Raw genomic sequence first — 25,038 nt, 5'->3', positions numbered from 1 at the left:
CAATCAAGGTCCGGCAGGTCGGCGCGCGTCAGGATCTGATCCAGGAAGGCGACAAGCCCGACAACGTCCTGCTGATCCTCGACGGCTTCGCCTGCCGCTACAAGGTGCTCCCGGACGGCCAGCGCCAGATCATGGCCCTGTTGTTGCCCGGCGATTTCTGCGACCTGAACGTGTTCATCCTCGACGAGATGGATCACACCATCGGCACCATCTCGCAGTGCCAGGTCGTGGACATCCCCCGTCGGGCCATCGATGAGATCACGGCGCATCACACGAGCATCGCGCGCGCCTTCTGGTGGTGCTCCCTGGTCGACGGTGCCGTCCTGCGCGAGTGGTTGGTCAACATGGGCGCGCGGGCTCCGAACCAGCGCATCGCGCACCTTCTGTGCGAGCTACTCATGCGCCTGGAAGCGGTCGGGCGTGTCACCGACAACAGCTACGCGTTCCCACTGACGCAAACCCAGATCGCCGAGACGATGGGCCTGTCCGACGTGCACGTGAACCGGACGCTGCGCGAGCTGCGCGCGCTCGGCCTGATCCACCTCAAGCGCCGCGTCCTGACCATCCTCGACGTCGAGCGAATGAAGGCTTTCTGCCGCTTCACACCGAACTACCTGCACTTGCGTAGCACGCGCTGGGGTGATCGTCGCGACCTGAGTTGGCCCGGTATGGCCCAGGAGGGCTAGCCGATGTCCGAGCGGGGCAACGTCGAGACGCTGATCGTGCTTCAGCCGATCGCTGTCGATACCGGCAGCCCTGACCGCGACGGCATGCTGGCGATCGCCAACGGCCTGCTCGTGGCGGTGCTGGTGCGCCTCGCCGAGCCCGAGCACGAGCATATTGGAAGCTGGTTTCTGGAGGTCGGCTTCGGCCGCCTGCAGGGGAACAGGGCTCCGACCTTCCTGAACCTGGAGGAGGCGACGCGCTGGCTGCGACGACGCCTCGCGCCGACCTAACATCGTCGGCGCTGCCCCGTGGTTGGGCGACACGGGTCTCGGCGCAGTGCCGGAACATGGTGCCCCAAACTTTTTTCAAGCATCGGGTACCTTCACCAGATGAGCCAACCGCCTGTATCGCACGTGCCCTACGCCCTCGTCGTGGACGATGATGCGCTGATCCGTATGACCGCGATGGACATCCTAGAGGAGGCGGGGTTCCACACCTTCGAGGCCGGAGACGGCGACGCGGCCATGGCCCTGTTGGCTGAGAAGCACGCCCTGATCGTGCTGTTGTTCACCGATGTACAGATGCCTGGGTCCCGCAACGGCTTTGCCGTTGCCAGGGAAACGGCCGGCCAGTGGCCGCACATCGCGATCGTCGTCGCATCCGGGCAGGCTCGCCCTTGCTCCGGCGACTTACCGGAGGGGGCACGCTTCCTCGGCAAGCCATTCTCGGCCGAGATGGTCCGGGAGCATATCAAGGAGATCCTGCCGGACGGGCAAAAGCCCGAGCCGCTGCGCGATTAGTGGCTTAGTGAGCCATTCGCGTCGCATCCCCTCAGGGGAACAAAGAGCTAGCATTCAGGCTGGCACTTTTTATTGTCGTATCGCCACAACCGCATCTCGGCAAAGCCGACTGGATGAACCTACGAGCCAGGATGGCGTACCGAGGTAACGTCCTTTCTTGCAGTCCAAGTTCCAGCGAAGCGGTTCCATTACGCAAGCCCTAATGGAACACCGTTTCTTTTGTCAGCGCTCGGTAACAGTGCGTGTTGGCCTTAACGGCAAGACTGGGTTGGATGTGGCACGTCCGCTTTGGGACGAAAGGTCGAGGTCCGATTGCCACCCATAGCAGACCTCCGCATCATGCGCGCTCCAGTATGTCGAGGATGAGCGTGCCGGCCGCCGCGATGACGTTGCCTCGGCCGCGCCACGGCAGCACGATCGCCTCGGGCAACGGCTCGGCCGCCACCTCTGGCAGCACGGTCTCGGGCGCCTCGGTCTCGCGGTCGTCGTCCGCGCCGCGCATGTAGACCACCTGCGAGCCGGCGGGGTTCTCGGGAGCGGCCAGAGACGGCTCGGCGTCCCCGCCGTCCTCGTGATCGGCATCGCCGTCCATGCGGTCGAGCACAGCGATGATGCGGTCCGCCGCGTCGAGGGCGATCTGTGCCGCCTCCTCCAGGCTGGCGCGGAGTGCGGGCTCGGTGAGCGGCTCCAAATCTGGATCGGCCGGTTTCGGACGCGGGGTGAAGGTGAGCACGTCGCCCATGGTGATGGTCTCGGGTCGCGATGAAGGGGGGGCCGGCGGGATCCGGCCGGGGCGGTACGCACGGCAACAGGAAGGGGCAGGCGGTCAGCCGCCCCACGCCTTGGCGATCTCGGCCCGCAGCTCGGGGGCGTTGTGAAGGCCGCCCTCACAAAGCAGCTCGTACCGGATCAGCGCCTCAAGCCGGCGATTGCGTTCGGTGTCGGTGAGAGGCGTCTGCTCCTGCATTTCCTTGGCGATGCGGTCGCGGATCCACGCCGCTCGGTTCTGTTCGCGGTCGATCAAACGCCCGGCAGCGTTCGGGACGCGGAAGGAGCTTTTTGAGCTCTCCTCAAGCCATGGCTCCCCATCCAAATTGAGCCAGTCGTCAGCCGCCTTGACGAAGTTCTCGAAGAGGTTGGCAAGCTGCAGCATCGACAGCCCGGACAGGTCGACCGCGGCAGCCTGCGCCTTGGCCCACGCACAGTCAGCCTCGAACTCCGACTGTGGCGTGGGCGTAGACGCTTCGTCCTCTCCGATTGGCTGGCCCTTCCAATCGACGCCGGCCAGCGCACAGCACGCCTCGATCAGCGCGCGAGTGGCCTGCTCCGTCAGATCCTCGTCTTCCCCAAGGTGACTGTCGCGCTCGTACTGGCCCGACAAGAACACCATGACGAGGGTTGCGCGCGCCTTCACGGCGAGGCCGAGCGGCGTCCGCGCCGGCGTGCGCCAGATGGCTTTGCTGATGCGCTCCAGTTCGCCGCAGATGTTCTCGAACAGGTCGCCGGCTTCGCCGACCCCTGGCGCGCTCCAAGCGGCTTCGCTGGCTCGCGTGACCGATCCTCCGTGCGCCTTGGCCCTCTCGCCAGCCTGATCGACATGCTTCTGAGCAGCCCAATAAGCGGGTGCGGCGGCACGCCAGCGGGCATGCACGGCGTCGAGGTCCATACCGAGCACCAGGATCTCGGCATCGCCGTTCGGGGAAGCGGACTCGAACACAGCAAGGCGCAGCTCGCGGCGGACGCGGTTACGCTTCGCTTCCGTGGCGTCTGGCCCGACCTTCCGGGCGTACTCGGCCAGCGCGATCCGGTGCAGGCGCTCCAGCTCCAGGCGTAAGCCCTCCCGGACGATGACGAAGCACTGCGGGTCATCCGCTGGGTAGGCCATGAACCCCGGCGGTGGGCTGTGCCAGTCGGTCGGATCGGCCGGCGGCGTCAGAGCCGTGCTGCTGGACAGATTGGCGATCTCGCGCAGGACCACGCGCGTCAGCCGCCTATCGACGGTCAGCTTGGCTTCGTCTTCCGCCGCGTCCCCGATGGTATGCGCCATGATGTCGTGAAGCACGAGGCGCGCCTTCGCCTGCACGTCCGCCATGCTTCGGGAGGGCTCGTTGATCGCCCGCAGAAACACAGCGTTGTAGTCGTCCAGCGCAACGTCGAGCTGCTCGTCTTCCCAGTTCTCGGCCTCGCTCCTCGACGGAATGCCGTTCCAGTCGATTGCGGCCTGATCGCACGCCTGGGCGAGTGGCGCGGACTGGGCGGGGGCCGCTTCGGGGACGGCTGATGTACCCGTTTCGGCGCCGCTCACCGTGGTTTCGGCGCCGCGACCTTGGGGGAGGTCGAACCGCTCGGCGGCGAGGCGCCTAAGGTCGTCGGCGGCATCGTCAATCCAACCATCGTGCAGCGGGTCCAGCGCGGCCTTGAACAGGATCGCGGGGAGGGTCCGCATCGGAACACGGTCGTACCCGTCGACCAGGGCATCCAAGGCGGTCTCGATCGGTTCGCAGGCATCTCGGGCCGCAGCGTAGCCTCGGGCGTCGCGTTCCGCTTCGACCCTCTCCTGCCATGCGATGTGCTGTTCGGCGGTGCAGTCGTGGCCCGGGAACGGCCCGGCGATCTCCTCCGCTGCGTCGGCGATGGCTCGCCATGCGGCGTCCGCCACAATGTACTGGCGTAGGACCGGGAGAGCCTGAGGCATCAGGTCGAGGAAAGCTGCCTCCTCGGGGCTGACAGCCGGCCCGGATGCGAGCGGCAGCAGGGGCGCGGCGGCGGCGGTCCGGCGGGTCTGGCCGGCGAGGCTGCCGTGCAGCTCGGCCGAACGCTCGTGAAGGGCGGTGGCGGGGCTGCGGCGGATGAGGTTCTTAAGGGAGGCACGGAAGGACATCGCGGGATCCTCGAGGAGAGGGGCGCGGGCAGCCGGCCCGCTCGGGGTGCGGGCTGGGTTCAGAGCAGGGTGGCGAGGCCGGTGAGCACCATGCCGCCGCCCACGATGGCGAAGGCGGCCAGCAGCTCGGCACCGACATCGAGGAAGCGGAGGCTGCGGCTGTGCGCGGTGTCCGGGCGGACCGGATAGACCGCCTCCCACGGCTCGATCTCGCCCGGGATCGGCTCGTCGGGCAGGTTGCGGTAGCGGCGATCCACCGGGAGTCGACGGCGCTCGGCGGGCGCGGGCGCCGCGGTAGCGCGCCGGACCGGGACGGGGTGGCTGAAATCGGGGATGCGGACGTGCGTCATCGTTCGGGCTCCGTGATGGGCTCGTGGCGGTGGGTCGGTGGTGGTGAAGGAGATGCGAGCCGGGGCTCAGCCCGGCGCGGTCAGGGGATCAGTGAGCGGCGGCGCGACGGGCGGCCTTGGCGACCTGCCAGGCGGCCTTGAGGGCGGAGGACATCGCCTCGCGGCGGGAGACACCGCAGCGCTCCATGATGCCGGGGGCGGCCTTGCAGGCGGCCGCCATGATCGCGGCGCGGTCGTACTGGCCGGCGGTGGCGAGGGGACGGGTGCGGGCGCCGAACTGGATAAGGGCGCGGGCGCTGAGCAGGCCGGCGGGGATTACCGGCTTGCTGTCATGCAGGCTGCGGGAGAGGCGGGTCCAGGAGACGGTGCGGTGGGGCATCGGGTGAGCCTTGCTCGTATTCGATGCCTGGAGTATCATACGAGCCTCAGAGCATTGTCAATGCCCCAGGTATCGTTTTTAGCTCTGAGGTATCAAATTGAGGCCGGTTGATGCTCAGTAGCGAGATGGTACGTGCGGGGCGCGCACTGCTGCGATGGGAGCAAAAAGACTTGGCCGAGGCGTCCGGCGTCTCGTTGCCAACGATCAAGCGGTTAGAGGCAACGCCTGGCGCTCTGTCAGCTCACGGGCCGACAATCTCGGCCATGCGGCGAGCCTTCGAGTCCGCTGGCTTGGAGTTCATCCCCGAGAACGGCGGCGGGGCCGGGATCCGGTTCCGGGAGCGGAAGGGGTAGGAATTAGAGCGGTCAGGTCGTACCACCGAGCACCTGAAGGCGAAGGGCTACCTGAAGTGAGACTACAGCGGGTCGCGATGGGGCTTGGTACCTTCGTCGTGGCCTTCGTGTCGATAAGCGTGCTCAAGGCCAACGGCTTTGACGACGCGCCGGTCATGGTCCTGGCCGCTGGTCTCATCGCAGCCGTCACGCTCGGTTATGTGCAGTACCGTGCAGCTCGCAAGTGGTAAGGCATGGCATCATCCGCGGCGGCGTGGCCTTCACTGCACCGTCCCCATCCCCAGCCTCGTGGAAGAGGCACTGAACGCGGGACAGTCAGATCCGCCGTCCACACGATAACGCGGACGAAACAGGCGGTGTGCCGTTTCGCATGTTGCGATCGTTTCGTTTATTGCGAATATGCGCTGTGTGAGTGAGGAGAAGCTGACATGACGATGCCTGCTTCCGCGAAGGGATTAGGGGGGCGTCTGCCATCCGAACTGGAGCGTGAAACAGCCAACCAGCTACGCCGCCTGCTGGCCCTTCAGGCGTCTGGCGAAGCGAACCTGCGCGTATTGGATGACGATGGGAAAGTCATCGACGTCACGTTGGCGCCCGCGGTCTCCAAGCTTCTGATGGAGGTGCTTCACCCGATCGGGCGCGGCGATGCCGTGACACTGGTTCCCGTGTCCCAGATGCTGACGACTCAGCAAGCAGCCGACATCCTGAACGTCTCGCGCCCGTTCCTGGTGTCTCTCTTGGGAAAAGGGGAGATCCCCTTCGATCCGGTTGGGCGGCATCGGCGCATCCGTGCCGAGGATCTGTTCGCCTACAAGGCCGCTCGGGACAAGCGCCGCAACGAAGCCCTGTCGGAATTGGCCGCGCTGGACGGGGAGCTGCTGTAGCCCGTGTTCGCGAACCGGTTCACCGCAACAATCGACGCCTGCGTTCTCGCGGGCGTCCTTCGAAGAAACCTCATCCTGACCCTCGCGCAGTGGGAGTTCTTCCGCGTGCGTTGGTCGGATGAGATCCTCGGCGAAACCGAGCGTGCGATCGCAGGGATGTTCGCGAGAAAGGGTGACCCAAGCGCGGCCGAAAAGGGCTCCAAGGCGCGCGCCGGCATGGAAAAGGCGTTTGAGGACGCCATGGTAACGGGTTACGAGCGGTATCTGCCGATGTGCGACGGCATCGATCTTGGCGATGCACATGTGATCGCTGCTGCGCTCAAGACGCAGGCGCAGGTCATCGTGACCGACAATCTAAAGCACTTTCCGGCGACGGTTCTGGAGCCTCTCAACCTAGAAGCCAAAAGCGCCGATGCGTTCATCGCCGACACGATCGCCCTGGACATCGGCCGCGCAGTCGCTGCGATCCATCAGATGCGCCAACGCTTAGTGAGCCCCACGCTGACGGCCTCCGATCTTCTCGTAATGATGGACGCCAACGGTCTGACCGCCGTCGTCAACATCCTGCAGCCGCACGAAGCTTCACTCTAGTAGATCATCACGCCTGCCCGCTGTTGGCCACCATCGCGTAGGCCCGGTAGGCGTCAGGATCTCGACACCACCATTCCGCCGGCTATCCTTCCGAGATGCGCCGTGCCGTCGCTGCCTCTGCGTTGCTCGTTGCCATTGGCTCAGCAGCTCTCTCGGCTGAGGGCGGTACCATGCCGACCAGGGACTGCACCACGGCCTTTGTTGCCAAGTGGGCTGTCGACAGAGAGGCGGCTCTGAGCAAACCCCCGAAGCATCCCTGCTGGTTGCACACACCCACTGGTCCGGTTGTCTGCTACCGGGAGGGGTGCGTGCGGGCTCACGTGTACTTCAATAGCCAGTGAGTCAGTCCCTCACGCCTGCCCGTAGTTCACCGCCATCGCATAGGCGCGGCGCGGCGGAACGGATCTGCAGTCTGCGGGCTTACTCAGCCTATGCAGGGAGGACGATATGCTGACAGGTAGCCTGCTGTGGCTCTTAGGGGTGCCGATCCCCGTCCTGATCCTGATCTGGTTCTTTTTCCTCCGTGGGCGGTAGCGCCTCCCAGGCAACTACCTCGACACCGCCATCCCGGCGGCTATCCTCCCCCCATGCGCACAGCCCTCGCCGCCCTCGCTCTGATCGTTGCTGCCGGCGGAGCAAAGGCAACCGAGCCGACGGCGAAGCAGCTCATCAAGGCCTACACCGCAGCTGATGAGGCGTGCCGTGGCTCGCCCGGCGACGCCAGTGCGGCCGAGTGTGATCGGCGCACCCGGCTGAACTCTCGTCTCAACCAGATCGGTCGGTGCTACGGCAAGGAGAACCAGGACCGGTCCGAGTTTGCCTGGCACGCGTGCACGTCTCATTCGAACCGTAGCAACGACCTGGTGCCGGCTTCTCGCTGATGCGGCTGCGCCATCTGCCGCCCACGGTTCTGCACCACGATGCGGGAGGAGACGTCAATGGCAGAAGGGTCCAGTGGGGCGGAACCGCGGCTGGAACGCTCCTCACTCGTAAAAGGACGCTGCAACCGCCGGTGAGATCGACGACCTCCCCCGCCAGCCCGTGATCAGATCGGGCGGCGGGGCCGAGCTATAGGGCTAGAAACCCGAAACTTGTTCGCCGTCAAACTCGTAGGCGACGGATGGCTCGTGAGGCATTCCGTTGGATAATAAGCTTGGTCGCACGGTCAGCGCGCGTCGAGGTCGTGCCCTCCACGGTTCACGCAGGCTGCTTCCGTTGGGTCATCACCTCGGCGGACGGCAAGCGCTCGGAACGTTCGCCCTATGCCTACACATCTGCAGCCGGGGCGCGGGCAGCGGGTGAGATCCGACATCGTGAGATTGGCGGGAAGATCTAAATTTGATCGCCCACTCTCCCGGGTAACGGGAAGGGCTTAGTGCTCGCGTCATCTGCTCATTCGCAAGCAGATTAGAACAGTGCTGGCGTGGTGAACGAGTAATCGATCTTGACGCCGACCTGATACTGGTTCGGGCTTCCAAACGGGCGGCGCACCAGCGGGCTATCGCTAGAGGCGCCTAAGATCCGGGTGTAGCCAGCGAAGGCCGTGTAGGCCCAAGTCTCGTTCTGAGTGTAGGTTACTGCGCCGAGCAAGCCCGCCGAGTAGAAGCTTCGCGGGTCATAGGGCGTGACCCGGCCATTCAGGGCAGCTTCGGCCGGCGACACGCCGAAATATTTCCGGGCGAAGCTGGCATCACCGATATTGAAGCGTGGGCCGATGGAGAAAAGAAGCTTCTCCGTCGGGATCAGATAGTCTGCCGCCACCGAGCCGACCGTGCCATGGTGTCCGTAAACGCCCTGCCGAGCCTCGACGCGGGTGCGGATGAAGGAGACTGGGTAGAACTCAGCAAACACGCCCGGCTCGACCGCGAACCGTGCGTCGCGGAGCCCAAACAGGTGGCGTCGGTCGTCGCCATAGTAGCGGCCGGGCACGATGCGAGCAGTCGGCCCGATGCGAAACACCGGGTCATCATAGAGGGACAGACTGAAGCCGTCGTCAGGGGCCGAGAAGCGGCGCGGTTCTCCGAGACGACGAATGTCGATGGAGGGATAGCCGACAGGCGTGTATTCGCTGGCACCGGGATAACGGGGCACAACCTGTAGCGAGCCGCTGACCGTCACCACCCAAGTGCTTGGATCAACTTGAGTAAAAGTCGGTACTGGGCGTGGCAGGACAGCGCTCAGATCTGCGGCACGGGGCGCTGTCGTGCCGCATACGGTAAAGACCACACCTGCGCCGAGAAAAGCGCGAAACCGCAGGGTACGATGGGGTGATGATGACATGACCACACTTTATGGCGTCTTTTCATCCCACCCGCATACGCACGATAGCGCAACGACCGTCCGAACGCCTCGCAATAGGACTGGCCGTGACCATTCAGCAACGTTTCGCTTTGAACGGATCGCCGACAATGGGGCGGCTTAGGCCGGGCAAACCCGATGCTCAGATCGGCATCTAAACCCGCACAATCTGTTGACGTGGATTTTTATCCGCGCCGAACGAGCCACTTATCAAATCGGTGGCTCGATCCAGATAAACAGCGCCGTCGCAATTACTAGCAGCGCTCCGAATATATAGGCCGCATAGAAGTCCAGATGGCTCTGAGACGATTTTCCGAACCCAGACATAATCAGCTTTACTGCCGTGGCGATACTGGCTCCTCCGGAAAATAGGATGAGGTCGAACAGGATCCAGCCAGCAAGCGTCTGAGGCATGGATCGCTCTACTGCAGTAGGCTGAGGGCGTCCATCGGACTAAGGCGCAAACCGCTTACGAGACTGTTACCACCATCGTTCCGTCATGCAGGCCAGCACATAGACTGTCCGTATGCACCGCTCCGCCTCGGGCCGGGAGCTCGCGTTGCCCATGCAGGCGTCCATCCCGGAGAAGAGCAGCAAGCGATCGACGTCCTTCGCAGTCGCGCAGGTCAAGATCGGCCGAAATCCTTCGAACTGGCTCACCTGCCAGAAGATGGCGACGACTGACAGCAGGCAGAACGAGCAGACCATCAGCCTGCTGTCGTAAAACCAGTGCCTGCCGCCGGCGGTCATGGTCGTAGGCTCGCTCACCCCTTCACCGGATGCGCCAGCAGGGTCGCCGTGCAGAACTGAGCGTTGGCCCATCACCCATCAGCTATCCGTCTCGCTGATGTAGTCCGCCCAGACCGGCGTCTTGAGCGTGCCGATGAATGCCGCGTGGCGCTCCCGCTCGGCATCGGTGAGCCGGGACTTGAACACGCGCGGCGCCACCGGGCGGGCGGCATCTGCAGCGGATTGGGCTGGGGCGACAAGGACGGGCGCCAGGTCGAGGCCAGTCTGCTTGCCACCCAGCAGCTCGACATAGACCTCCGCCAGGATCTGGGCATCGAGGAGCGCGCCGTGCTTGGTGCGGCGGCTGCGATCGATCCCGTAGCGGCTGCAGAGCGCGTCGAGGTTGTTGGCCGCGCCAGCGTGCTTGCGTCGAGCGATCAGCAGCGTGTCGACCACATCGTCCAGCTTGATCGCCGCCGGCCGCGGTTCGGGCAGGCGGGCATATTCGGCGTTGAGGAAGCCGACGTCGAAGGGCGCGTTGTGGATCACGAGGCGCCCGTCGGCCAGGAAGGCCAGCAGCTCGCCCACGATCTCAGCGAAGAGCGGCTTGTCGGACAGGAACGCGTCCGACAGCCCGTGCACTGCGAAGGCGTCCGGGTGAACCGCCTTCTGCGGGTTGCAGTAGCGATGGAAGGTTCGGCCGGTCGGGGTGTGGTTGATCAGCTCGACGCAGCCGACCTCGATGATGCGCTCGACCTTGGCGTCCGTGCTGGTGGTCTCGGTGTCGAGGACAATCTCGCGCGTCATGCCGCCTGGCTCTTCCGGTTCTCTGCTGCCCCTCGAAAGCCGTTCGCACACGATCGTCAAGGATCTGGATCGGCACACCGGCCGGGCGGCCATACCATCACGGCTCGCCCGGCCTCGCCTATTGGGCCGCATGTTCTGCGCTGTCTGAGCCCAACGCGATGGCGACTCCCCTCTATTCGCGGGATCACGTGCTTTCGGTCCGGAATTTAAGACCCTTCAATCGGAGCGGCTCCGTAGAGCGCCCGCAGTGTCGCCGAGAGATCCGAGAAGGACAGCCCGGCCTTCTGCACCACCCGGTCGGCCTGCCCGGCCAATAGGCGGAAGTCGTCCGCGGTGACGTCCTTGGCCGTCAGCACCACCACGGGGATGTCGTACCACTCCGGACGGGTGCGCAGCAGCCGCAAGAAGCCGAACCCGTCCAACTCCGGCATCATCAAGTCGAGCAGGATCAGCCGAGGTTTATGCTCGGCGACCGCCGTCAGGCCGGCCCGACCATCCACCGCCGTCGCCACCCGCCAACCGCCCCGGGTCAGCTGCGACGTCATCAACTCGCGCAAGTCTGCGTCGTCGTCCACGATCAGCACCGGACCGTCGTGAGGTTTTGGCCGGAACCGCTCCATCACCTCCTTCAGCTGCGCCCAATCAACCGGCTTTTGCAGGTAGTCCGTGGCACCGAGCGAGAAGGCGAGGTTCTGCTCATCCAGCACCGTCACCATGATCACCGGCAGATCACCCAGCTCCGGGTCGGCGCGCAGCGCGCGCAGCACCGCCCATCCGTCCATGCGCGGCATGGTCACGTCGAGCAGGATCGCCCGTGGGCGTCGAGTACGGGCCTGCTCCAGCCCCACCTTCCCATCGGCCGCCGTCGCGACGTGAAAGCCCTCCTTGGTCAGGAAGCGCGCGAGCAGGTCACGGGTCGCCTGGTCGTCGTCGATGACCAGAACCTCGCTGCCCTGCACGGCTTGATCATCGGATCGCGGCACGCCGGACGATGATCCGGGCGGTGCGTGTATCTCCTCGCCTCCGGCCGCGCTCGCTAGAACGGTCAGGGTGAAGGTCGTACCCTGGCCCTCACGGCTCGCGACCGCGATGTCACCGCCGAGCATATGCGCAAACGCCCGGGTGATCGCCAATCCCAGCCCCGTGCCGCCGAAGCGCCGCGTCGTCGAGGCGTCGGCCTGACTGAAGCGCTGGAACAGGCGCGCGACCTGCTCCTCACTCATGCCGATGCCGGTGTCAGAGACGGCAAAGATCAGTCGGTCGCCCTCGTCATCCGTCTGCCGGCGTGTCGACAGGGTGATGCGCCCGCCTTCCGTGAACTTGGCCGCGTTGCTCAGTAGGTTGATCAGGCACTGGCGCAGCTTGGTCGCGTCGGTGTAGGCGCCGCCGAGCCCGTCCGCGAGATCGAGAACAAGGGCGTTGCCCTTCTTTTCGACCAGCGCCTCGACGGTGGCGGCGACATCGCGCACGGTGGCGGCGACGTCGAGGGTCTCGGGGTACACCTCCATGCGCTCGGCCTCGATCTTCGAGAGGTCGAGGACATCGTTGATCAGGCCGAGCAAGTGGCGCGCGTTCGCCTCAATCTTCTTCATGTCCGGGAGCAGGTCCGCTTGTCCGGCGTCCTCCATCTCCTCCTGCAGCATCTCGGAGTAGCCGATCACCGCCGAGAGCGGCGTGCGCAACTCGTGGCTCATGTTGGCCAGAAATTCGGACTTGGCGCGGTTTGCCTCCTCGGCAGCCTCCTTGGCTGCTGCGAGCACGTGCTCGGAGCGCTTGCGCGCGTCGATGTCGGAGACGACGACCACACCGCCGACGAGCGCGCCATCCGGATCACGCATCGGCGCACCTGCGAAGCCGATCCAGGCATGCGAGCCGTCGCCGCGCTGGTAATCGACTTCCAGCTCCGCCTGAGGCTCGCCTCCACGTACCACCTGGATTAGTGGCCACTCCCTCGGTTCGACCGGCCGGCCATCCTCGTGGAAGCCGACCCAGCGGGCTGGTCCCGCACCAGGTTGCGTGGGTAATACCCCGTGCCCGAGAATCACTTCGGCCCGGGCGTTGTGGCCGGTGATCCGGCCGGACGGCGCCTCGGCGATGAGCACGCCCACCGGCAGGGTATCGAGCACGGTCCGCAGTAGCGCCTCGCCCACGCGTACCTGGGCCTCGGACAAGGCCGTCGTGGTCACATCAGCGACCACGATCCCAACGCCGATCGCCGCCGGCCCCTCGTCTTGGCGCAGGGGATAGAAGCTCATGCGGAAGTGGCGCGTCCCGCCCGGCGCGCTCTCGCTCGGCACGGTCACAGGCACGTCGGCGCTGACCAGGCCATGATCGCGTGCCGCTTCCAGCAGCGGGGTGAGCTGCTCCTCCAACCTCGGCAGCAGCGTCCAGATCGGTGCACCGAGATCCGCCCCGAAGCCGCGTTCGCTCATCGTCGCCAGCGCACGGTTCATGTGGCGGATCTTCAGATCACCGTCGAGGAAGCCCAGCCCGACCGGGGCATTGGCGAGCACGCCTTCGAACAGTCCGCTGCTGCGTTGGCTCTCGCGGCGGCGAACCAGGGCAAGGCGCGCCAAGAGCGCCACGGCGAGAGTAGCGCAGAGCAGGCTGAACGCAGTCAGGATAGCGTAGCGCTGCCTGTCGCGGCGGCCACTCTCAGCAAGCGCTTCATCGGCGCGATGGTTCGCCGTCGCGGTCGCAACGCGGATCGCGTCCATCAAGCGCTTGCCCTCGCCGGTCGCGACCAGGGCGGTAGCGGCGTCAGAGCCTTGGTCGCGACGAGCCGTCACGACGTGATCGGAGAACGCTTTCTCCTCGTCGATCAGCTTGCGAACGGGGGCGAGTGCCGGAACGGCAGAGTCGGCGGGCGTGCGGTCTAGGACGGCGAGGTGACCAACCTCCCCCTCGATCCGGTTCAGCGCGTCAGTGTAGGGTTCAAGGTATTCGGGCATGCCGGTCAGGGCATAGCCGCGCATACCAGTCTCCAGATCCTTCATCGTCGAGAGCAGGCGATCGCTACGGCTGATCAGCTCCCTCTGTCGCGTTTGCTCACTGCGGGCAGCGTCGCCGGCCACGAAGTTCCAGCCGGCTGTCGCGATCGCCAAGGCGAGAAGCGCATAGGCTAGTGTCGAACTCGGCAGACCGGCGAAGGGTCGCGAGCCGCGCCAGCCGGGACGTCGAATGAGCGCATGGGGATCGTGCATGTGAATTACCTATGCCCTTGCTGGTAGGGCACAGGATGGCGGTCGCTGCCAAGGCAGGTAGCTTACGAACCTCAGGCCAGCAGCCACGAATAACGCAACCGGCCGGGACCAGCCATTTGGCTGCATCCCGGCCTCGCGCACGTCCCGACCGCGTCCGCGGCTGGTGGAAAGACGGCTTGATAGCAGGCCGTCTCGCCGTCAATACGTCTCGATGCCTCGCGTTCGGAACGGCAAGCCTTCGAAGCGTCAGGACGCCTTGAAGCCGTGACGTCGCAGCACGTCGCGGATGGCATCCTCAGCGAGCGCCTGAGCGGTCGTGTCCTGATCGAGCGCGATCTGGCGCAGCGCCTTCCGTTCGGCAGGGGTCATACGGACGATGATCTGCACTCGGGCATCGGCACCCTTCGCCTTCACTGGCGCCGGCTGGGTGGAGGCGGCCTCGGACACGGTCTCGGCCACAGGCGGCTTTTCGGCCTCGGGGGCCGGTGACTTCTTGGCGAGGCGATCCGCGAGGATGGTGAGCGGCTGACGTTCGGTGGACATGTCCCCTACTCCTTCATCAAGGACTGAACCTCGGACCAGAGCGCCAGCATCTCCTCGGCGGCTCGTCCGTGCGGCTCGAATTCGTTGACCGTCTGCCCGCCGATGATGGCGTGAGACATCGCGACCCGCTGCGAGACCACAGCCTGCGCCACGGTGGCGCCCATGCGGGTCAGGGTCTCGCGCGCCTCCGACACGATGGCAGGCTCGGCCGACCCGGTGCGGGGCGGCGCGTGGTTGATGACGGCGAGCGGCTTCTTGCCCACGCGCTGGGCGAGGTCGAGCGTCGTCGCCACGGCCGCGAGGTCGAACGGCCCCGGCCGGGTCGGCACGAGGACGAGATCGGCCACCCTCATGGCGTCGGCGATCGAGGCCTCGGCATGGGGCGGGGTGTCGATGATGCTGTAGGCCACGCCCTCCCCCTCGGCGGCTGGCAGGATCTTGGGCAGCTCGCGAGCCTCGCACTCGATGAGTGCCGGCGTCTCGCCCTGGCGGAGGTCCCACCACCATTTCAGTGACCGCTGCGGGTCGGTATCGAACAGCAGCACCGGCTTGCCCGGCCCAGCGGCGATGACACTAAGGTGCGTGGCCAAGGTTGTCTTCCCGACCCCACCCTTCCGCGCCGCTATCGTGATCGTCTGCATGCGAAGCGTCCTGCCGTCTCGCCGTCGAGCATGGGAAGCGTCCGGTTAACACGCCGTCAAGCTTGCGAGCCTGCTAGGCGTCGAGCGGTCGAACCGGCGCGCAAGCGAGACGCGAAGTCGTCAAGGTGGCGAGCCATCTGAACGCCAGGCCGTCGAGCCGGCGAGCAATCGAATCATCGAGCCGTCAGACTCGCACGACGTCCAGAACGCTCGCCATTCCTATATTAAGCCGTCGAGACATCTTGCTATCAAGCCGTCATTTCTATAACTTGCGATAAGTGTGTTTCTCGAAAGTTACGGCGATGGCAGATCGCAAGGGCCGTGAGGAATTAGAGCCAAGGCTATATCCACCCGCCGAGGCGTTCGCCCCACTTCGCGACGCCGCGTCGAGCGCTGTGCGCAATCTCGGCCTGACGTGCGCCCCGTGGCAGCTCTCGCCCGAGCATTGGCAACGGGTGCTCAACGCCGTCGAGGCGCGAGCCAGGATGCGCGGCCTCACTCTGCCAGATGGCTGGCGCGGGGAGTTGGCCGAACAGATGGGCCGGACCGAAACCAATACCTCCACCGAACCGGGGAGCTAGACGATGGATGCGCAGACCATGGATCTCCTGCCGCTCGACACCCCGCCTTCGGCCACCGCAGGGTTCGATTATTCCCAGCTGAACGATGCAGCAGCGAACCAAGCCAAAGCAGCGGTCGACCGCTACCGTGATCGACAAATGGCCTACGTCATTGAGACCGGCCGGGATCTCTTGGCGATCAAGGCTCAGCTTGAGCACGGACTGTTCCTCGAATGGGTGCAGGCCGAGATGGGTATGACGCCCCGATCCGCGCAGCGCGCCATGAGCGCCGCTGAGGTGCTGGGGGATAAAAGCGACACGGTGTCGTATTTGCCGCCGAGCGTCCTCTATGAGCTGTCGGCCCCCTCGACGCCTGAGCAGGTGCGCGCCGCGGTGCTGCGCCGGATTGAGGCCGGCGAAACGGTTCGCCCTGAGAAAATTCTGCATGACGTACGTCAAGGTCGGGACCAAGCTCGACAACACATCGCAGCCGAGAAGGAGAGGACGCGGCGAGCGGCGCTCTCCCAGGAGGAGCGAGATGAAGAGGACGCCCTGCGGGGGAAGGGTGAAAAGCGACAAGCGGCCGCCGCCCGGAAGCAGGAACGGGAGCGGGTGGCTCGCGAGGATGAGCAGCGCCGGAAAGACGCGATCATCGCGGAGGGCGCCGTAGCCCTGGTGGACATGATCGGGGCTGATCGCGTCGCGAAGTTCTTCGCACGGTTCGGCAACCTGTCTGACGCGGCATTCCAGGAGGCAGAGAGAGAGGCGCACCGGCAGCGGGCGCAGGCAGTTGAGCCAACCGAGATTTCGATCAACGACGTGTGGCGTATCGGATCGCTGTACGGCTGGCTTGCGCCAGTAGACCGGCCGCGGGTCGAGGCATTGGCTCGGGACATCGAACGGGATGGGTTGTGCGAATACCCTGTCGTTCTGCGGGACAGTCGCAATAGAGTTCACCCTTATCGGGTGCTCTCGGATCACGACACGGTGCGGGCTTTGACCGACGTGCTGGGACGGCAGAATTTCCCCGTCCGCATCGCACCTCCCGTCACCACCGCTCCCGCCGATGGAAGCGATGGCTGAACCCGAAACCCTGTTTGTCGAACTACCGGGTGATCCCCGGCAGTTGCCCGCTGAGGCCGCAGCGATCGTCCGCGCCTATCAGCAGGCCAGCAAGGCGCCCTCGACGGTGCGCGCCTATCGCGGCGATGTGCTGGTGTTCCAGGCGTGGTGCGACCGGTACGGGTTCCGGTCCCTCCCGGCGAGCCCGGAGGCCGTGGCGGGCTTCATCGTGTCGGAAGCGGAGGACGGCCGCGCCGCCTCGACGCTCGGCCGCAGGCTCGCCGCGATCCGGTACGCTCACAAGCTGGCCGGCGTCGCCGATCCGACAGATGATGAAGGCGTGCGCGCTGCTATGAAGGGCGCCCGGCGCAAGGTAGGCGTTGCCCCGACGCAGAAGGCGGCCGCAACCGCGGAGATCCTGGCTACTCTCCTGATGCGGACGCCCGACAGTCTGACGGGCAAGCGAGATCGCGCTCTTATCGCCCTCGGCTTCGCGGGCGCGTTCCGGCGCTCCGAACTGGTGGCGCTCGATGTCGAGGACCTGCGCGAAGATCCCGAGGGCCTTCGCGTCATGGTCCGCCGAAGCAAGGTCGACCAAGAGGGCAGGGGCTTCGAGAAGGCCATCCCGCACGGCCGGTTCATCCGACCGGTAGCCCTGGTGCGCGAGTGGCTGGACGCGACCGGCATCGTCTCGGGCCCGGTGTTCCGGCCGGTGTCGCGGTCGGGCAACGTGCGCAAAACGGAAACCGTTTCCGGTTTGCCGCCTCGCCTCACGACGCAGGCCGTAGCCGACATCATCAAGCGGTATTGCGCCGCCGCTGGCCTCGACGCCACGACGTTCGGGGCGCACAGCCTGCGGGCTGGCTACATCACCACCGCGGCCGAGCGCGGGGCGGACCTCGCCCGGATCATGGATCAGTCGGGCCACCGGGATCCGCGGACGGTGGTCGGGTACATTCGCCGGGCCAACGCCTTCAAGGGGCACTCGGGGAGCGGGTTCCTGTAAGATCCTCATATGAATGGAACACAGCGTGGGCCACAATTACCTACTCTCCTAGCAACCGTTCAGAAACTTGAATGTCAAATTTGATCAGAATGCGTTATTATATAGGTTTTTTAACCAAATATAAATTATTGCCGTCGTTATGATTTGCGTACCATTTCAGAATATTTCTTCGCTGGTATGCAGCTGGTTTCTCGATGCGACTCAAGCATCTCCGCCGTCTTGAGCGCCTGCGTTTTCTCCGTGACAAGCGCGGAGCAGCGGCGGTTGAGTTCGCTTTCGTGGCGATGCCGTTTCTGGCGCTGTGCGGTTCAGTTTTCCAGGTCGCGTTTCAAATCTGGGCGACACAGAATTTCGATCGCGCGCTGCAAAATGCGGTCCGCACGATCTTCACCGGACAATTCCAGATCGCCAATGCTGGCCAGACCGATGCCGCAACCCTGCTGGCGGCCCTGAAGACGACGATGTGCGGGCCGGCGACCGCCACCATCGTCAACGTTTTCAATTGCCAAGCTGTCAAGATCGACGTCGCGACGTCGAGCACCTTCGCGGGCGCCACCGCGTCGACGCCGATCAACGCCACGACCGGGACGTGGAACACGAGTTTCGGCACCAACTACGCCTGCGCCAAACCTGGCACGATCGTCATCGTCACCGCCGCCGTGCAGTTCCCGACCTTCTTCAACCTGATGGGGTTGAACACGCGGAAGTTCAGCAGCGGCACGGGTGCTGGATCGAGCCTTCTCACCTCGACGGCGGTGTTCCGCACCGAGCCGTACCAGATTGTCGGGACGAGCCCGTGCTGAGGTGCTTCGCTCGCTGGGCTGGGCGCATGTGGCGCGACCGCCGTGCCACCGCCGCCGTGGAATTTGCCGTGATACTGCCGGTCCTACTCGCCATCTGGGCGGGCATGACGGAACTAGCGCATGCCATCGACGAATGGCGCAAGCTGACCCTGCTCGCTCGCACGGTCGCCGATCTGACAGGGCAAGGCGACACGCAGAACCCGATCAGTGCAACGCTGATGAACGACATCGTCGCCTCCGCCACCACCGTGATGCGCCCGTTCAATACCTCGACGGTGAAAATCGTAGTCAGCGCCATGGGCGTCGGCCTAAACGGTGCGAACCTGATCCCGACCGTTTGTTCCAGCGTCGCCAACGCCAATGCCAGCCCCCGCAGTACAGGGACAGCCACTGGCCTGACTGTGCCACCGGGCTACCAGACCGCGGGCATGCGTTATGTCTTGGCTGAGGTCAGCATTGTTTACACCCCGATGATTGGGGGAGCGCTGATCCAACTCGCCAAGGGCGTCAGCAACACGATCACCTTCTCGACCAGCGTCCCGTGGCCGACGCGGGGCGGCAAGACCTATGGAACGAACACCTACACCGAGGTCGTAGTGCCGGCCTCCAACGCGATGGCGTGCAATGGCTCGACACCCTGATGAACTGCGCCAAGGGGCTTGGAACAGGATCGCCCGGGATCGCGGCGGCAATGTCGCTATCTTATTCGCGTTCCTCAGCGTGCCGATGTTGATGTTCGGTGGGGCGGCGATCGATTACGGCTTCGCAACTCGGGTCGAGACGAAGCTACAAGCCGCGACGGACGGCACTGCACTCCTCCTTTGCCAGACGCCGCTCACGACCTCGACGTCGGATCTAAACGCCTTAGCCCAGACGGCGATGATCGGAGCGATGGGGGCGCCGAACCTCGTGGTCGATCCTCTGGTGATCACCAGCAACCCGCGCCAGATCACTCTGACGGCGCACAAGCAATCGTCGGTCTTTTTCGGAAAACTCACAGGGACGACGGTCATCAATCCGGGCGCCAAATCACAATGCGCCACGCCGCTCCCTAAAACATTCGAGATTGCCCTCGTGCTCGACAATACCGGATCGATGGCCGAGTCGAGCGGTGGACAGACGAAGCTGCAGGCGGTTCAAACTGCCGCGACGAACTTCGTCAGCTATGTCTACACCAACAGCGCCTTCTCGAGCGCAACTAGGATCTCGATCGTGCCGTTCGCTGCTGCGGTGGCCGTTGATCCATCAACGTACAGATATGCTTCCTGGATCGATCAAAACGGACAATCCAGTTTGCACTGGACCAACATACTCTCCCCGAGCAGCTCGAGCTTCACGAGCCGGTTCGATATTTTCACAAAGTTGAAAGCAGCTTACTCCGGCTGGGGTTGGGCGGGGTGCCTGGAAACGCTGCCATATCCCCTGAACGTACAAGATGGAGCACCGACCAGCGGCAACAAAGACTCCTACTACATACCGTTGCTGGCTCCTGACGAACCTGGCGACTCTAGCAATACATATGCTGGTTTCAACGTCAATGGCAATACATACTATAGCTTTAACAGCTATATTGACGATGATAACAGCAGCAAGTCCGGCAGTTGCCCAATAATGGCTTCTGGAACATCCTTCAACACAGCTGAGGGCCGTGCGTGTAAGTATGTTAGCCCTGCCAACCCAGCTCCAACAAGCTCGAATGCGTCCACTGGCGTCCCGAATGGCCCTAATTTCGGATGCACCACCCAGCCGCTGCAGCGACTGACGAATAATACGATTACGTTGAAGACCTTGATCAGCAACATGGCACCGTTAGGCTCGACCAACATCCACGAAGGCTTCATGTGGGGTTGGCGGACGCTCTCACCGATCAGCGTCTTCGCTGATGGCAGCGCTTACTCTTCAAGTTCCAGCAGTTCAAACGCAACAACCATCAACAAAATCATCATCTTGATGACTGACGGAACGAACAGCTGGGCAACAAATCCATACTCTCCGAATGTATCTATGTATTTTGCTGCCGGCTACTTTCAGAACGCCAACGGTACAACACCAAACCCGCGACTACCTTCCACGAACCAAAACATTTACGACACAACGAGTTCAAGGAATGCACTCGATGCCCTGACTGCTCAAGCGTGCACCAACGCGAAGGCTAATAATATCTCAGTTTACACGATCGGTTTTAGTATTCCGTCCGATCCAATCGACACTGCGGGCCAAGCACTGCTAAAGAATTGCGCCTCATCAGCAAATCAGTTTTTCATCGCTAACACGTCGGATGATCTGATTTCAGCCTTCCAGCAAATTCAGGCTAGCATTGGAGCACTGCGACTCACACAGTAGCACTGCTTTAATTATTTGCTGGCTCTTTCATTTTCCGCGGCCGGCCAGCACGCTTCGGCTCGTCGGAGATGGTCGCCGATGGCTCAGCAACCTTCGGAGCTGCCTCCCTGCGCTTCTGGCCCAGCCCGAAACTGTGAGCGAGCGCCGAGCGCTGCGCCGAGTAGCTGGCGGCCGTTGAGGGGTAGTTCCGCGGCAATCCAAAGCGCTCGCGGTACTGCTCGATTGTCATGCCGTTGCCGGTGACGTGCCGTTTCAAGGTCTTGTACGGCTTGCCATCGAGGAAGCTGATCAGCGCGTCTGGCGTGATCGACTTCCGGATCTGGGTGGGTGTGAGCTTCTCAGTGGTAGGAGCAGCACGTGCGCCGGCATTGCCAAGCCCCGTGAGTGCAGCGTGCGTACTGGCGATCAGCTCCGCCATGTCGGCAGGCCGTACCGAGTTCTTGGACACGTAGGCCGATACGATGCCAGCCGTCAGCTCAATAAAATTGACGGCCTGGGCCTCAATGGTTTCAACGTTCTTGCTCACGATGCACCTGATTTTGAGTAAGACATAACGATCTATCGGTGCCCGGCAAAACGCAATACGATATGCTGAAGAAGTTCTCTTCTTGTAGGCACCTCCGAGATGATGCCGAGCCCCGACCTTGAGCGGTTCGCCACGCTGATCGCCGATAACGTCGTCTCTGCCGTCGAGCGCAGTCGGGATGGGTTGCCCTTTCACCCGACCATACGTGTGACCGTCGTGTCCGTCTTGGTGCGCAGCCTTATGCCCGTCCTACCTACTGTCTCCAGCGACGCCCTTGCAGCAGCGTGCAATCGCGGGCTCGATGATACGGTCGGCGCGATCGGTCTCGGCGGGCCCGTGCGTCGAGGCGGTCGACCCAGAGGACGGGTCGGTGACGATGCGTCCGTGATGAGAGAGCGGGCCGGATCCCGTGACGACGTGGTTCGGCCCTGTGCCGTTCGGCGTTCGCGCCGCAGCGACGGCTACTGTGTAGCGCGCGGTGGCGGCGACGTGCCCGCGGTGAGTGCTGAGGGTGTTCGGCAGACAAACGCGGACGCTGAGCAGTTCGTCGGCATCGAGTTGGCTGATGCGTTCGCAAGCAGATTGCTCGATCCCGCGCCCATCGCATTTTGAATACAATCCGCTGGACGAGCGTCGCCCGAGAAGCGTTTCTCGATGCCCCCGGGGTTTGTCATGCGCTTCGTGCCCGTTTGTTGTCCGCACTGCGGGTTATCGTTCAGCGTCGTCGTGTCTAACCAACACCGCTCCGCGCGCGTCGATCGGGAGGCCTGGCGTACGATCTGTCCGCGTGCCTGTGAGGCCATGGAGCCGCGGCTATGCAACGATTTCCGCGCGGTGGTCATGTCGGTGCTGAGCGAAGGTGAGACACCGGTGCTGGTCGGTGAAAAACAACGAGTAGAGCATCACCGAAAGCCTGGACCAGGTCGCGGCCATAAGGGAAAGATGATTGTCTGAGCCACTGGTACCCGCGGACCGTGATCGGCTACATCCAGCGGGCGAACGCCTTCAAGGGGCACTCGGGAAGCGAGTTTCTATAAACGGCAAGACACGAACTACGAGTTTTAAAATCTATTGCTATGCCGGTTGTGGTTATCAGGCAACGCGAGACTACTAACGCCATTTCGCTCGCGCAAATGTGAACATTTCTACCACTAAAAAGGTTGTTAGCCAAAATTTGGCCTCGACTCATCGATCGGATGCTGGTGCTGGCTACGGGGGAGCTGGCTCACTCCGCCTCGGGTCAGCAAATATGGCGATCACTCAGCTCCTACGAAACACCCTCAAGTCGCCGCTCTGGGTGGCCCAGCTCGCGACCGGAGCGAAATCCTTCGTCGACAATCCCATCCTCGGCTCGGAGCGGCTCAACCGGGCTGGCCTGCACACGATGCGCGTCCGGCTCGCCCACGCCATGGCGGCCTTGCGCCGCCGCCAGCTCGCCCACCTGGTGAGCGCACAAGACCGGACCGACTTCGCCCGCGACGGCTTCATCCGGCGCGCCGACTTCATGGCCGCCGATCTGCACCGGGCCGTCTACACCGAGGTGACCAACATCACCGCACAGGGCAGGGAGCAGATCCAGGGCGACACTGTCACCCGCCGCATCCCGCTCGACCCCGGGACGCTCACGCGCATGCCGGCGATGCGCAGGCTTTTGGCCCTGCCAGAGTGGCGGAACCTCCTGCGCTACGTGGCGAGTTTCAACTGCGAGCCGATCCTGACCGTGCAGACGATCCTGTCACATGTCACCGACGCGCCCCCGGACCCGCAGACCAACTTCCACATCGACACCTTCCACCCCACCATGAAGGCGTGGTTATTCCTCACCGACGTCGCCGCCGACGAGGGGCCGTTCACCTACGTCCCGGGCTCGCACCGCCTCACCAAGCGACGGCTCGCCTGGGAGCGCCGTACTGCCATCAACGCGGCGAGCGGCCGCGACCGCCTCAGCGGGCGAGGCTCGTTCCGGGCGACTCCGGCAGAGCTGAAGCGGATGGGTTATCCCGACCCGGTGGCCTTCGCGGTCCCCGGCAACACGCTGGTGGTGGGCGACACGGTGGGCTTCCATGCCCGCGGGCCGTCGCTGCGGCCGGCAGTGCGCATTGAGGTCTGGGCCTACGATCGGCACAACCCGTTCCTGCCCCTGGCCGGCGTCGACATCTGGTCGCTCACCGGTCTGGCCCGCTGGCGAACCCGGATCGGATGGTGGCTGCTCGACCGGCTGGAACAACTTGGGCTACGCAAGAACGTTTGGCGCCCGGTCGGCCGTCTCACCGCCGACGCCCCGCCCCGGATCGTGTGAGCCGCGGGGGGCTCCGACCGAAAGCTCGGCGCGGTTCCAGGACATGTAGGAGCAGAGGGCTTCAACGCGCGCGAACCAGTGCCTCGAACTCGGATATGGAGCCGAACCGAGCGAGTTTGTGTGCGTACTCAAACGACCACCGGGGGTCCGTGCGGTCGACCTGCCGCCCCCGCAGGCCGTCGATGAAGACATTGAAGTGCGCACGCTCCTCAGCGATCAGGCGCAGTGTCGTGGCGCGCACGTAGTCCGGGGGTAGCGCACGCGCCTTCATCGCCACGACGCCATCCTGTACGGCGCGCGGGTCGTCGTCCACGATCAGGGTCGTGTCCGGGTGGAAGAAGACGTCGCGCCCGCCTCGGCTACGCGTCGATACCACCGGCAACCCAGCCAGCAGGTACTCGATGCTCGCGTACATCGCGCCCTCAAGCCCGGACAGGCACAGGCCGACGTGAGCCGACGCCATCGCCCGGTTCACCTTCACGTGGTCCATGGGGACGACGTCATCCGCGGTCACGTCGTTCAGGATCACGTGGTTGTACGGAAGGCTGCAAACAAACTTGCCCAGATGCTGCCGCTTCAGCTGCGGCGACCACGTGGTGAACATCTTCGTGACGTAAGCGCAGCTCGGCAAATTGCGCGCGAGCTCATGCCGTTTGAAGGGGGCGAGCTGGGCGTTGTAGATCGCATCGAACCGCCGCTTACACCCCGGGATCGGGTGGTACATGCCCTCGTCGACGAACATGTTCTGCGGGGCATATCGCACGTCGACTCCGAGCCGTCGCAGCAGCCTCTCCTCGTCGCGAGTGTTGGCTAAGATGATGAGGCTCGCACGCGGATGCGTCTTCTGGAACCGGCGGTGCTGAGCGGCCAGTGCGAGCGCGTTCACCCTGCGCTCCAAGCTCATCGTAATCGGTACCAAGAAGACGAACGTTTCGTCCGGAAACCGAGTAGCCAAGTGATGTGCCACTCCGAACGGTCGCGGCTGTGGTTGGCAGCAGAAGATCAGCGGGTCGAGGCAGAGGAACATCCCGACGACCGGCCTGTCCGATGGCCAACCGCGCGGATCGCGCTTCAGCAGGCCAGCGAAGCCGGCCATGTGCTTCAAGACAGGAACTTCGAACAGGAAAGGGTACTGGATGTTCCGCAGGTTCATCGTCTACGGCCACCTCGTCACCGCTTCACCTTTGAGCTGCGACGCCATCGGGTGACGCACACGGCAGGCGTTGCGCATCGCGGCATGCAGTACGAGCCGGTGCGGGCGCTTGATCAGAAGCGGGTCACCGACACGAAATTAGTCTGATATCACAAACCTTT

At 64.2% G+C, this 25,038-nt stretch carries 26 protein-coding genes; 13 read left to right on the top strand and 13 right to left on the bottom strand.

The features are described 5' to 3' along the window. Positions 1 to 2 precede the first annotated feature (2 nt). From AC3IF1_RS29340 to AC3IF1_RS29330, 3 genes are all read left to right on the top strand, one after another. A complete protein-coding gene (locus AC3IF1_RS29340) occupies positions 3 to 686 on the top strand; it encodes a Crp/Fnr family transcriptional regulator (protein WP_489220639.1) in 684 nt (227 codons plus the stop codon). Between the two features lie 3 nt (positions 687 to 689). Next, the gene (locus AC3IF1_RS29335; protein WP_489220638.1) at positions 690 to 956 is read left to right on the top strand and encodes a hypothetical protein; all 267 of its coding nucleotides are present in this window, start codon (positions 690 to 692) and stop codon (positions 954 to 956) included. Positions 957 to 1,079: 123 nt separating this feature from the next. Beyond that, complete coding sequence (locus AC3IF1_RS29330) at positions 1,080 to 1,466, top strand: response regulator (RefSeq protein ID WP_489220637.1); 387 nt, start codon at positions 1,080 to 1,082, stop codon at positions 1,464 to 1,466. A 337-nt stretch (positions 1,467 to 1,803) separates the two neighbouring features. Here AC3IF1_RS29330 and AC3IF1_RS29325 read toward each other — a convergent pair whose 3' ends face one another. The 4 genes from AC3IF1_RS29325 to AC3IF1_RS29310 all read right to left on the bottom strand — a co-directional run bounded on the left by AC3IF1_RS29325 (position 1,804) and on the right by AC3IF1_RS29310 (position 5,076). Beyond that, positions 1,804 to 2,208 carry a hypothetical protein gene (locus tag AC3IF1_RS29325; protein WP_489220636.1) on the bottom strand — a complete coding sequence of 135 codons (405 nt, stop codon included), beginning with the start codon at positions 2,206 to 2,208 and terminating at the stop codon, positions 1,804 to 1,806. An 84-nt stretch (positions 2,209 to 2,292) separates the two neighbouring features. Continuing rightward, positions 2,293 to 4,347: a hypothetical protein gene (locus tag AC3IF1_RS29320; protein ID WP_489220635.1), complete on the bottom strand. Its 2,055-nt coding sequence runs from the start codon at positions 4,345 to 4,347 to the stop codon at positions 2,293 to 2,295. Between the two features lie 59 nt (positions 4,348 to 4,406). Beyond that, positions 4,407 to 4,697 (bottom strand): hypothetical protein, encoded by a 291-nt coding sequence (locus AC3IF1_RS29315; protein ID WP_489220634.1) that lies wholly within the window; start codon positions 4,695 to 4,697, stop codon positions 4,407 to 4,409. Between the two features lie 88 nt (positions 4,698 to 4,785). After that, a complete protein-coding gene (locus tag AC3IF1_RS29310; RefSeq protein ID WP_489220633.1) occupies positions 4,786 to 5,076 on the bottom strand; it encodes a hypothetical protein in 291 nt (96 codons plus the stop codon). 430 nt (positions 5,077 to 5,506) lie between these two features. Here AC3IF1_RS29310 and AC3IF1_RS29305 point away from each other — a divergent pair, with 430 nt between their 5' ends. The 4 genes from AC3IF1_RS29305 to AC3IF1_RS29290 all read left to right on the top strand — a co-directional run bounded on the left by AC3IF1_RS29305 (position 5,507) and on the right by AC3IF1_RS29290 (position 7,785). Beyond that, positions 5,507 to 5,659: a hypothetical protein gene (locus AC3IF1_RS29305; RefSeq protein ID WP_489220632.1), complete on the top strand. Its 153-nt coding sequence runs from the start codon at positions 5,507 to 5,509 to the stop codon at positions 5,657 to 5,659. A gap of 198 nt (positions 5,660 to 5,857) precedes the next feature. Beyond that, positions 5,858 to 6,313, top strand: coding sequence for an excisionase family DNA-binding protein (locus AC3IF1_RS29300; protein ID WP_489220631.1), 456 nt, complete (start codon positions 5,858 to 5,860; stop codon positions 6,311 to 6,313). 3 nt (positions 6,314 to 6,316) lie between these two features. Continuing rightward, complete coding sequence (locus AC3IF1_RS29295) at positions 6,317 to 6,904, top strand: PIN domain-containing protein (RefSeq protein WP_489220630.1); 588 nt, start codon at positions 6,317 to 6,319, stop codon at positions 6,902 to 6,904. Positions 6,905 to 7,491: 587 nt separating this feature from the next. After that, positions 7,492 to 7,785: a hypothetical protein gene (locus AC3IF1_RS29290; protein ID WP_489220629.1), complete on the top strand. Its 294-nt coding sequence runs from the start codon at positions 7,492 to 7,494 to the stop codon at positions 7,783 to 7,785. 526 nt (positions 7,786 to 8,311) lie between these two features. Here AC3IF1_RS29290 and AC3IF1_RS29285 read toward each other — a convergent pair. The 7 genes from AC3IF1_RS29285 to AC3IF1_RS29255 all read right to left on the bottom strand — a co-directional run bounded on the left by AC3IF1_RS29285 (position 8,312) and on the right by AC3IF1_RS29255 (position 15,125). Next, complete coding sequence (locus AC3IF1_RS29285; RefSeq protein ID WP_489220628.1) at positions 8,312 to 9,025, bottom strand: MipA/OmpV family protein; 714 nt, start codon at positions 9,023 to 9,025, stop codon at positions 8,312 to 8,314. A 387-nt stretch (positions 9,026 to 9,412) separates the two neighbouring features. Beyond that, positions 9,413 to 9,616 carry a hypothetical protein gene (locus AC3IF1_RS29280; RefSeq protein ID WP_489220627.1) on the bottom strand — a complete coding sequence of 68 codons (204 nt, stop codon included), beginning with the start codon at positions 9,614 to 9,616 and terminating at the stop codon, positions 9,413 to 9,415. Positions 9,617 to 9,682: 66 nt separating this feature from the next. Next, on the bottom strand, positions 9,683 to 9,952 hold the full coding sequence (locus AC3IF1_RS29275) for a hypothetical protein (RefSeq protein ID WP_489220626.1): 270 nt from the start codon (positions 9,950 to 9,952) through the stop codon (positions 9,683 to 9,685). Positions 9,953 to 10,030: 78 nt separating this feature from the next. Further along, positions 10,031 to 10,738 (bottom strand): DNA polymerase III subunit epsilon, encoded by a 708-nt coding sequence (gene dnaQ, locus AC3IF1_RS29270; protein WP_489220625.1) that lies wholly within the window; start codon positions 10,736 to 10,738, stop codon positions 10,031 to 10,033. Positions 10,739 to 10,944: 206 nt separating this feature from the next. Beyond that, positions 10,945 to 13,941: a response regulator gene (locus AC3IF1_RS29265; protein ID WP_489220624.1), complete on the bottom strand. Its 2,997-nt coding sequence runs from the start codon at positions 13,939 to 13,941 to the stop codon at positions 10,945 to 10,947. A 246-nt stretch (positions 13,942 to 14,187) separates the two neighbouring features. After that, the gene (locus AC3IF1_RS29260; protein WP_489220623.1) at positions 14,188 to 14,484 is read right to left on the bottom strand and encodes a ribbon-helix-helix domain-containing protein; all 297 of its coding nucleotides are present in this window, start codon (positions 14,482 to 14,484) and stop codon (positions 14,188 to 14,190) included. Positions 14,485 to 14,489: 5 nt separating this feature from the next. Continuing rightward, on the bottom strand, positions 14,490 to 15,125 hold the full coding sequence (locus tag AC3IF1_RS29255) for an AAA family ATPase (protein ID WP_279598112.1): 636 nt from the start codon (positions 15,123 to 15,125) through the stop codon (positions 14,490 to 14,492). A gap of 584 nt (positions 15,126 to 15,709) precedes the next feature. Here AC3IF1_RS29255 and AC3IF1_RS29250 point away from each other — a divergent pair. The 5 genes from AC3IF1_RS29250 to AC3IF1_RS29230 all read left to right on the top strand — a co-directional run bounded on the left by AC3IF1_RS29250 (position 15,710) and on the right by AC3IF1_RS29230 (position 20,899). After that, positions 15,710 to 16,768 carry a hypothetical protein gene (locus AC3IF1_RS29250; protein ID WP_489220514.1) on the top strand — a complete coding sequence of 353 codons (1,059 nt, stop codon included), beginning with the start codon at positions 15,710 to 15,712 and terminating at the stop codon, positions 16,766 to 16,768. Then, positions 16,761 to 17,753: a site-specific integrase gene (locus AC3IF1_RS29245; RefSeq protein ID WP_489220622.1), complete on the top strand. Its 993-nt coding sequence runs from the start codon at positions 16,761 to 16,763 to the stop codon at positions 17,751 to 17,753. The genes AC3IF1_RS29250 and AC3IF1_RS29245 overlap by 8 nt, the downstream gene beginning before the upstream one ends. Positions 17,754 to 17,947: 194 nt before the next feature. Beyond that, on the top strand, positions 17,948 to 18,556 hold the full coding sequence (locus AC3IF1_RS29240) for a TadE/TadG family type IV pilus assembly protein (protein WP_489220621.1): 609 nt from the start codon (positions 17,948 to 17,950) through the stop codon (positions 18,554 to 18,556). A 26-nt stretch (positions 18,557 to 18,582) separates the two neighbouring features. Then, complete coding sequence (locus AC3IF1_RS29235) at positions 18,583 to 19,197, top strand: TadE/TadG family type IV pilus assembly protein (protein WP_489220620.1); 615 nt, start codon at positions 18,583 to 18,585, stop codon at positions 19,195 to 19,197. Next, a complete protein-coding gene (locus AC3IF1_RS29230; protein ID WP_489220619.1) occupies positions 19,181 to 20,899 on the top strand; it encodes a TadE/TadG family type IV pilus assembly protein in 1,719 nt (572 codons plus the stop codon). The genes AC3IF1_RS29235 and AC3IF1_RS29230 overlap by 17 nt, the downstream gene beginning before the upstream one ends. Positions 20,900 to 20,906: 7 nt before the next feature. On the opposite strand, the gene AC3IF1_RS29225 is transcribed toward AC3IF1_RS29230, so the two are convergent. Then, a complete protein-coding gene (locus AC3IF1_RS29225) occupies positions 20,907 to 21,425 on the bottom strand; it encodes a Ros/MucR family transcriptional regulator (RefSeq protein WP_489220618.1) in 519 nt (172 codons plus the stop codon). A 1,249-nt stretch (positions 21,426 to 22,674) separates the two neighbouring features. On the opposite strand from AC3IF1_RS29225, the gene AC3IF1_RS29220 reads away from it, so the two are divergent. Then, complete coding sequence (locus AC3IF1_RS29220) at positions 22,675 to 23,724, top strand: phytanoyl-CoA dioxygenase family protein (protein ID WP_243972581.1); 1,050 nt, start codon at positions 22,675 to 22,677, stop codon at positions 23,722 to 23,724. Positions 23,725 to 23,785: 61 nt separating this feature from the next. Here AC3IF1_RS29220 and AC3IF1_RS29215 read toward each other — a convergent pair whose 3' ends face one another. Next, positions 23,786 to 24,877 (bottom strand): glycosyltransferase, encoded by a 1,092-nt coding sequence (locus AC3IF1_RS29215; RefSeq protein WP_489220550.1) that lies wholly within the window; start codon positions 24,875 to 24,877, stop codon positions 23,786 to 23,788. Positions 24,878 to 25,038 lie beyond the last annotated feature (161 nt).

It is taken from the genome of Methylobacterium sp. E-012 (assembly GCF_057836545.1).
This window is presented reverse-complemented; position numbering and strand designations above follow the sequence as displayed.

Excerpts from the sequence above, each read along its gene's own strand:
- AC3IF1_RS29335 (WP_489220638.1), top strand. The coding sequence starts at position 690 with ATGTCCGAGCGGGGCAACGTCGAGACGCTGATCGTGCTTCAGCCGATC.
- AC3IF1_RS29325 (WP_489220636.1), bottom strand. The coding sequence starts at position 2,208 with ATGGGCGACGTGCTCACCTTCACCCCGCGTCCGAAACCGGCCGATCCA.
- AC3IF1_RS29320 (WP_489220635.1), bottom strand. The coding sequence starts at position 4,347 with ATGTCCTTCCGTGCCTCCCTTAAGAACCTCATCCGCCGCAGCCCCGCC.
- AC3IF1_RS29315 (WP_489220634.1), bottom strand. The coding sequence starts at position 4,697 with ATGACGCACGTCCGCATCCCCGATTTCAGCCACCCCGTCCCGGTCCGG.
- AC3IF1_RS29310 (WP_489220633.1), bottom strand. The coding sequence starts at position 5,076 with ATGCCCCACCGCACCGTCTCCTGGACCCGCCTCTCCCGCAGCCTGCAT.
- AC3IF1_RS29305 (WP_489220632.1), top strand. The coding sequence starts at position 5,507 with ATGGGGCTTGGTACCTTCGTCGTGGCCTTCGTGTCGATAAGCGTGCTC.
- AC3IF1_RS29300 (WP_489220631.1), top strand. The coding sequence starts at position 5,858 with ATGACGATGCCTGCTTCCGCGAAGGGATTAGGGGGGCGTCTGCCATCC.
- AC3IF1_RS29290 (WP_489220629.1), top strand. The coding sequence starts at position 7,492 with ATGCGCACAGCCCTCGCCGCCCTCGCTCTGATCGTTGCTGCCGGCGGA.
- AC3IF1_RS29280 (WP_489220627.1), bottom strand. The coding sequence starts at position 9,616 with ATGCCTCAGACGCTTGCTGGCTGGATCCTGTTCGACCTCATCCTATTT.
- AC3IF1_RS29275 (WP_489220626.1), bottom strand. The coding sequence starts at position 9,952 with ATGACCGCCGGCGGCAGGCACTGGTTTTACGACAGCAGGCTGATGGTC.
- dnaQ (WP_489220625.1), bottom strand. The coding sequence starts at position 10,738 with ATGACGCGCGAGATTGTCCTCGACACCGAGACCACCAGCACGGACGCC.
- AC3IF1_RS29265 (WP_489220624.1), bottom strand. The coding sequence starts at position 13,941 with ATGCACGATCCCCATGCGCTCATTCGACGTCCCGGCTGGCGCGGCTCG.
- AC3IF1_RS29260 (WP_489220623.1), bottom strand. The coding sequence starts at position 14,484 with ATGTCCACCGAACGTCAGCCGCTCACCATCCTCGCGGATCGCCTCGCC.
- AC3IF1_RS29255 (WP_279598112.1), bottom strand. The coding sequence starts at position 15,125 with ATGCAGACGATCACGATAGCGGCGCGGAAGGGTGGGGTCGGGAAGACA.
- AC3IF1_RS29250 (WP_489220514.1), top strand. The coding sequence starts at position 15,710 with ATGGATGCGCAGACCATGGATCTCCTGCCGCTCGACACCCCGCCTTCG.
- AC3IF1_RS29245 (WP_489220622.1), top strand. The coding sequence starts at position 16,761 with ATGGCTGAACCCGAAACCCTGTTTGTCGAACTACCGGGTGATCCCCGG.
- AC3IF1_RS29240 (WP_489220621.1), top strand. The coding sequence starts at position 17,948 with ATGCGACTCAAGCATCTCCGCCGTCTTGAGCGCCTGCGTTTTCTCCGT.
- AC3IF1_RS29235 (WP_489220620.1), top strand. The coding sequence starts at position 18,583 with ATGTGGCGCGACCGCCGTGCCACCGCCGCCGTGGAATTTGCCGTGATA.
- AC3IF1_RS29230 (WP_489220619.1), top strand. The coding sequence starts at position 19,181 with ATGGCTCGACACCCTGATGAACTGCGCCAAGGGGCTTGGAACAGGATC.
- AC3IF1_RS29220 (WP_243972581.1), top strand. The coding sequence starts at position 22,675 with ATGGCGATCACTCAGCTCCTACGAAACACCCTCAAGTCGCCGCTCTGG.
- AC3IF1_RS29215 (WP_489220550.1), bottom strand. The coding sequence starts at position 24,877 with ATGAACCTGCGGAACATCCAGTACCCTTTCCTGTTCGAAGTTCCTGTC.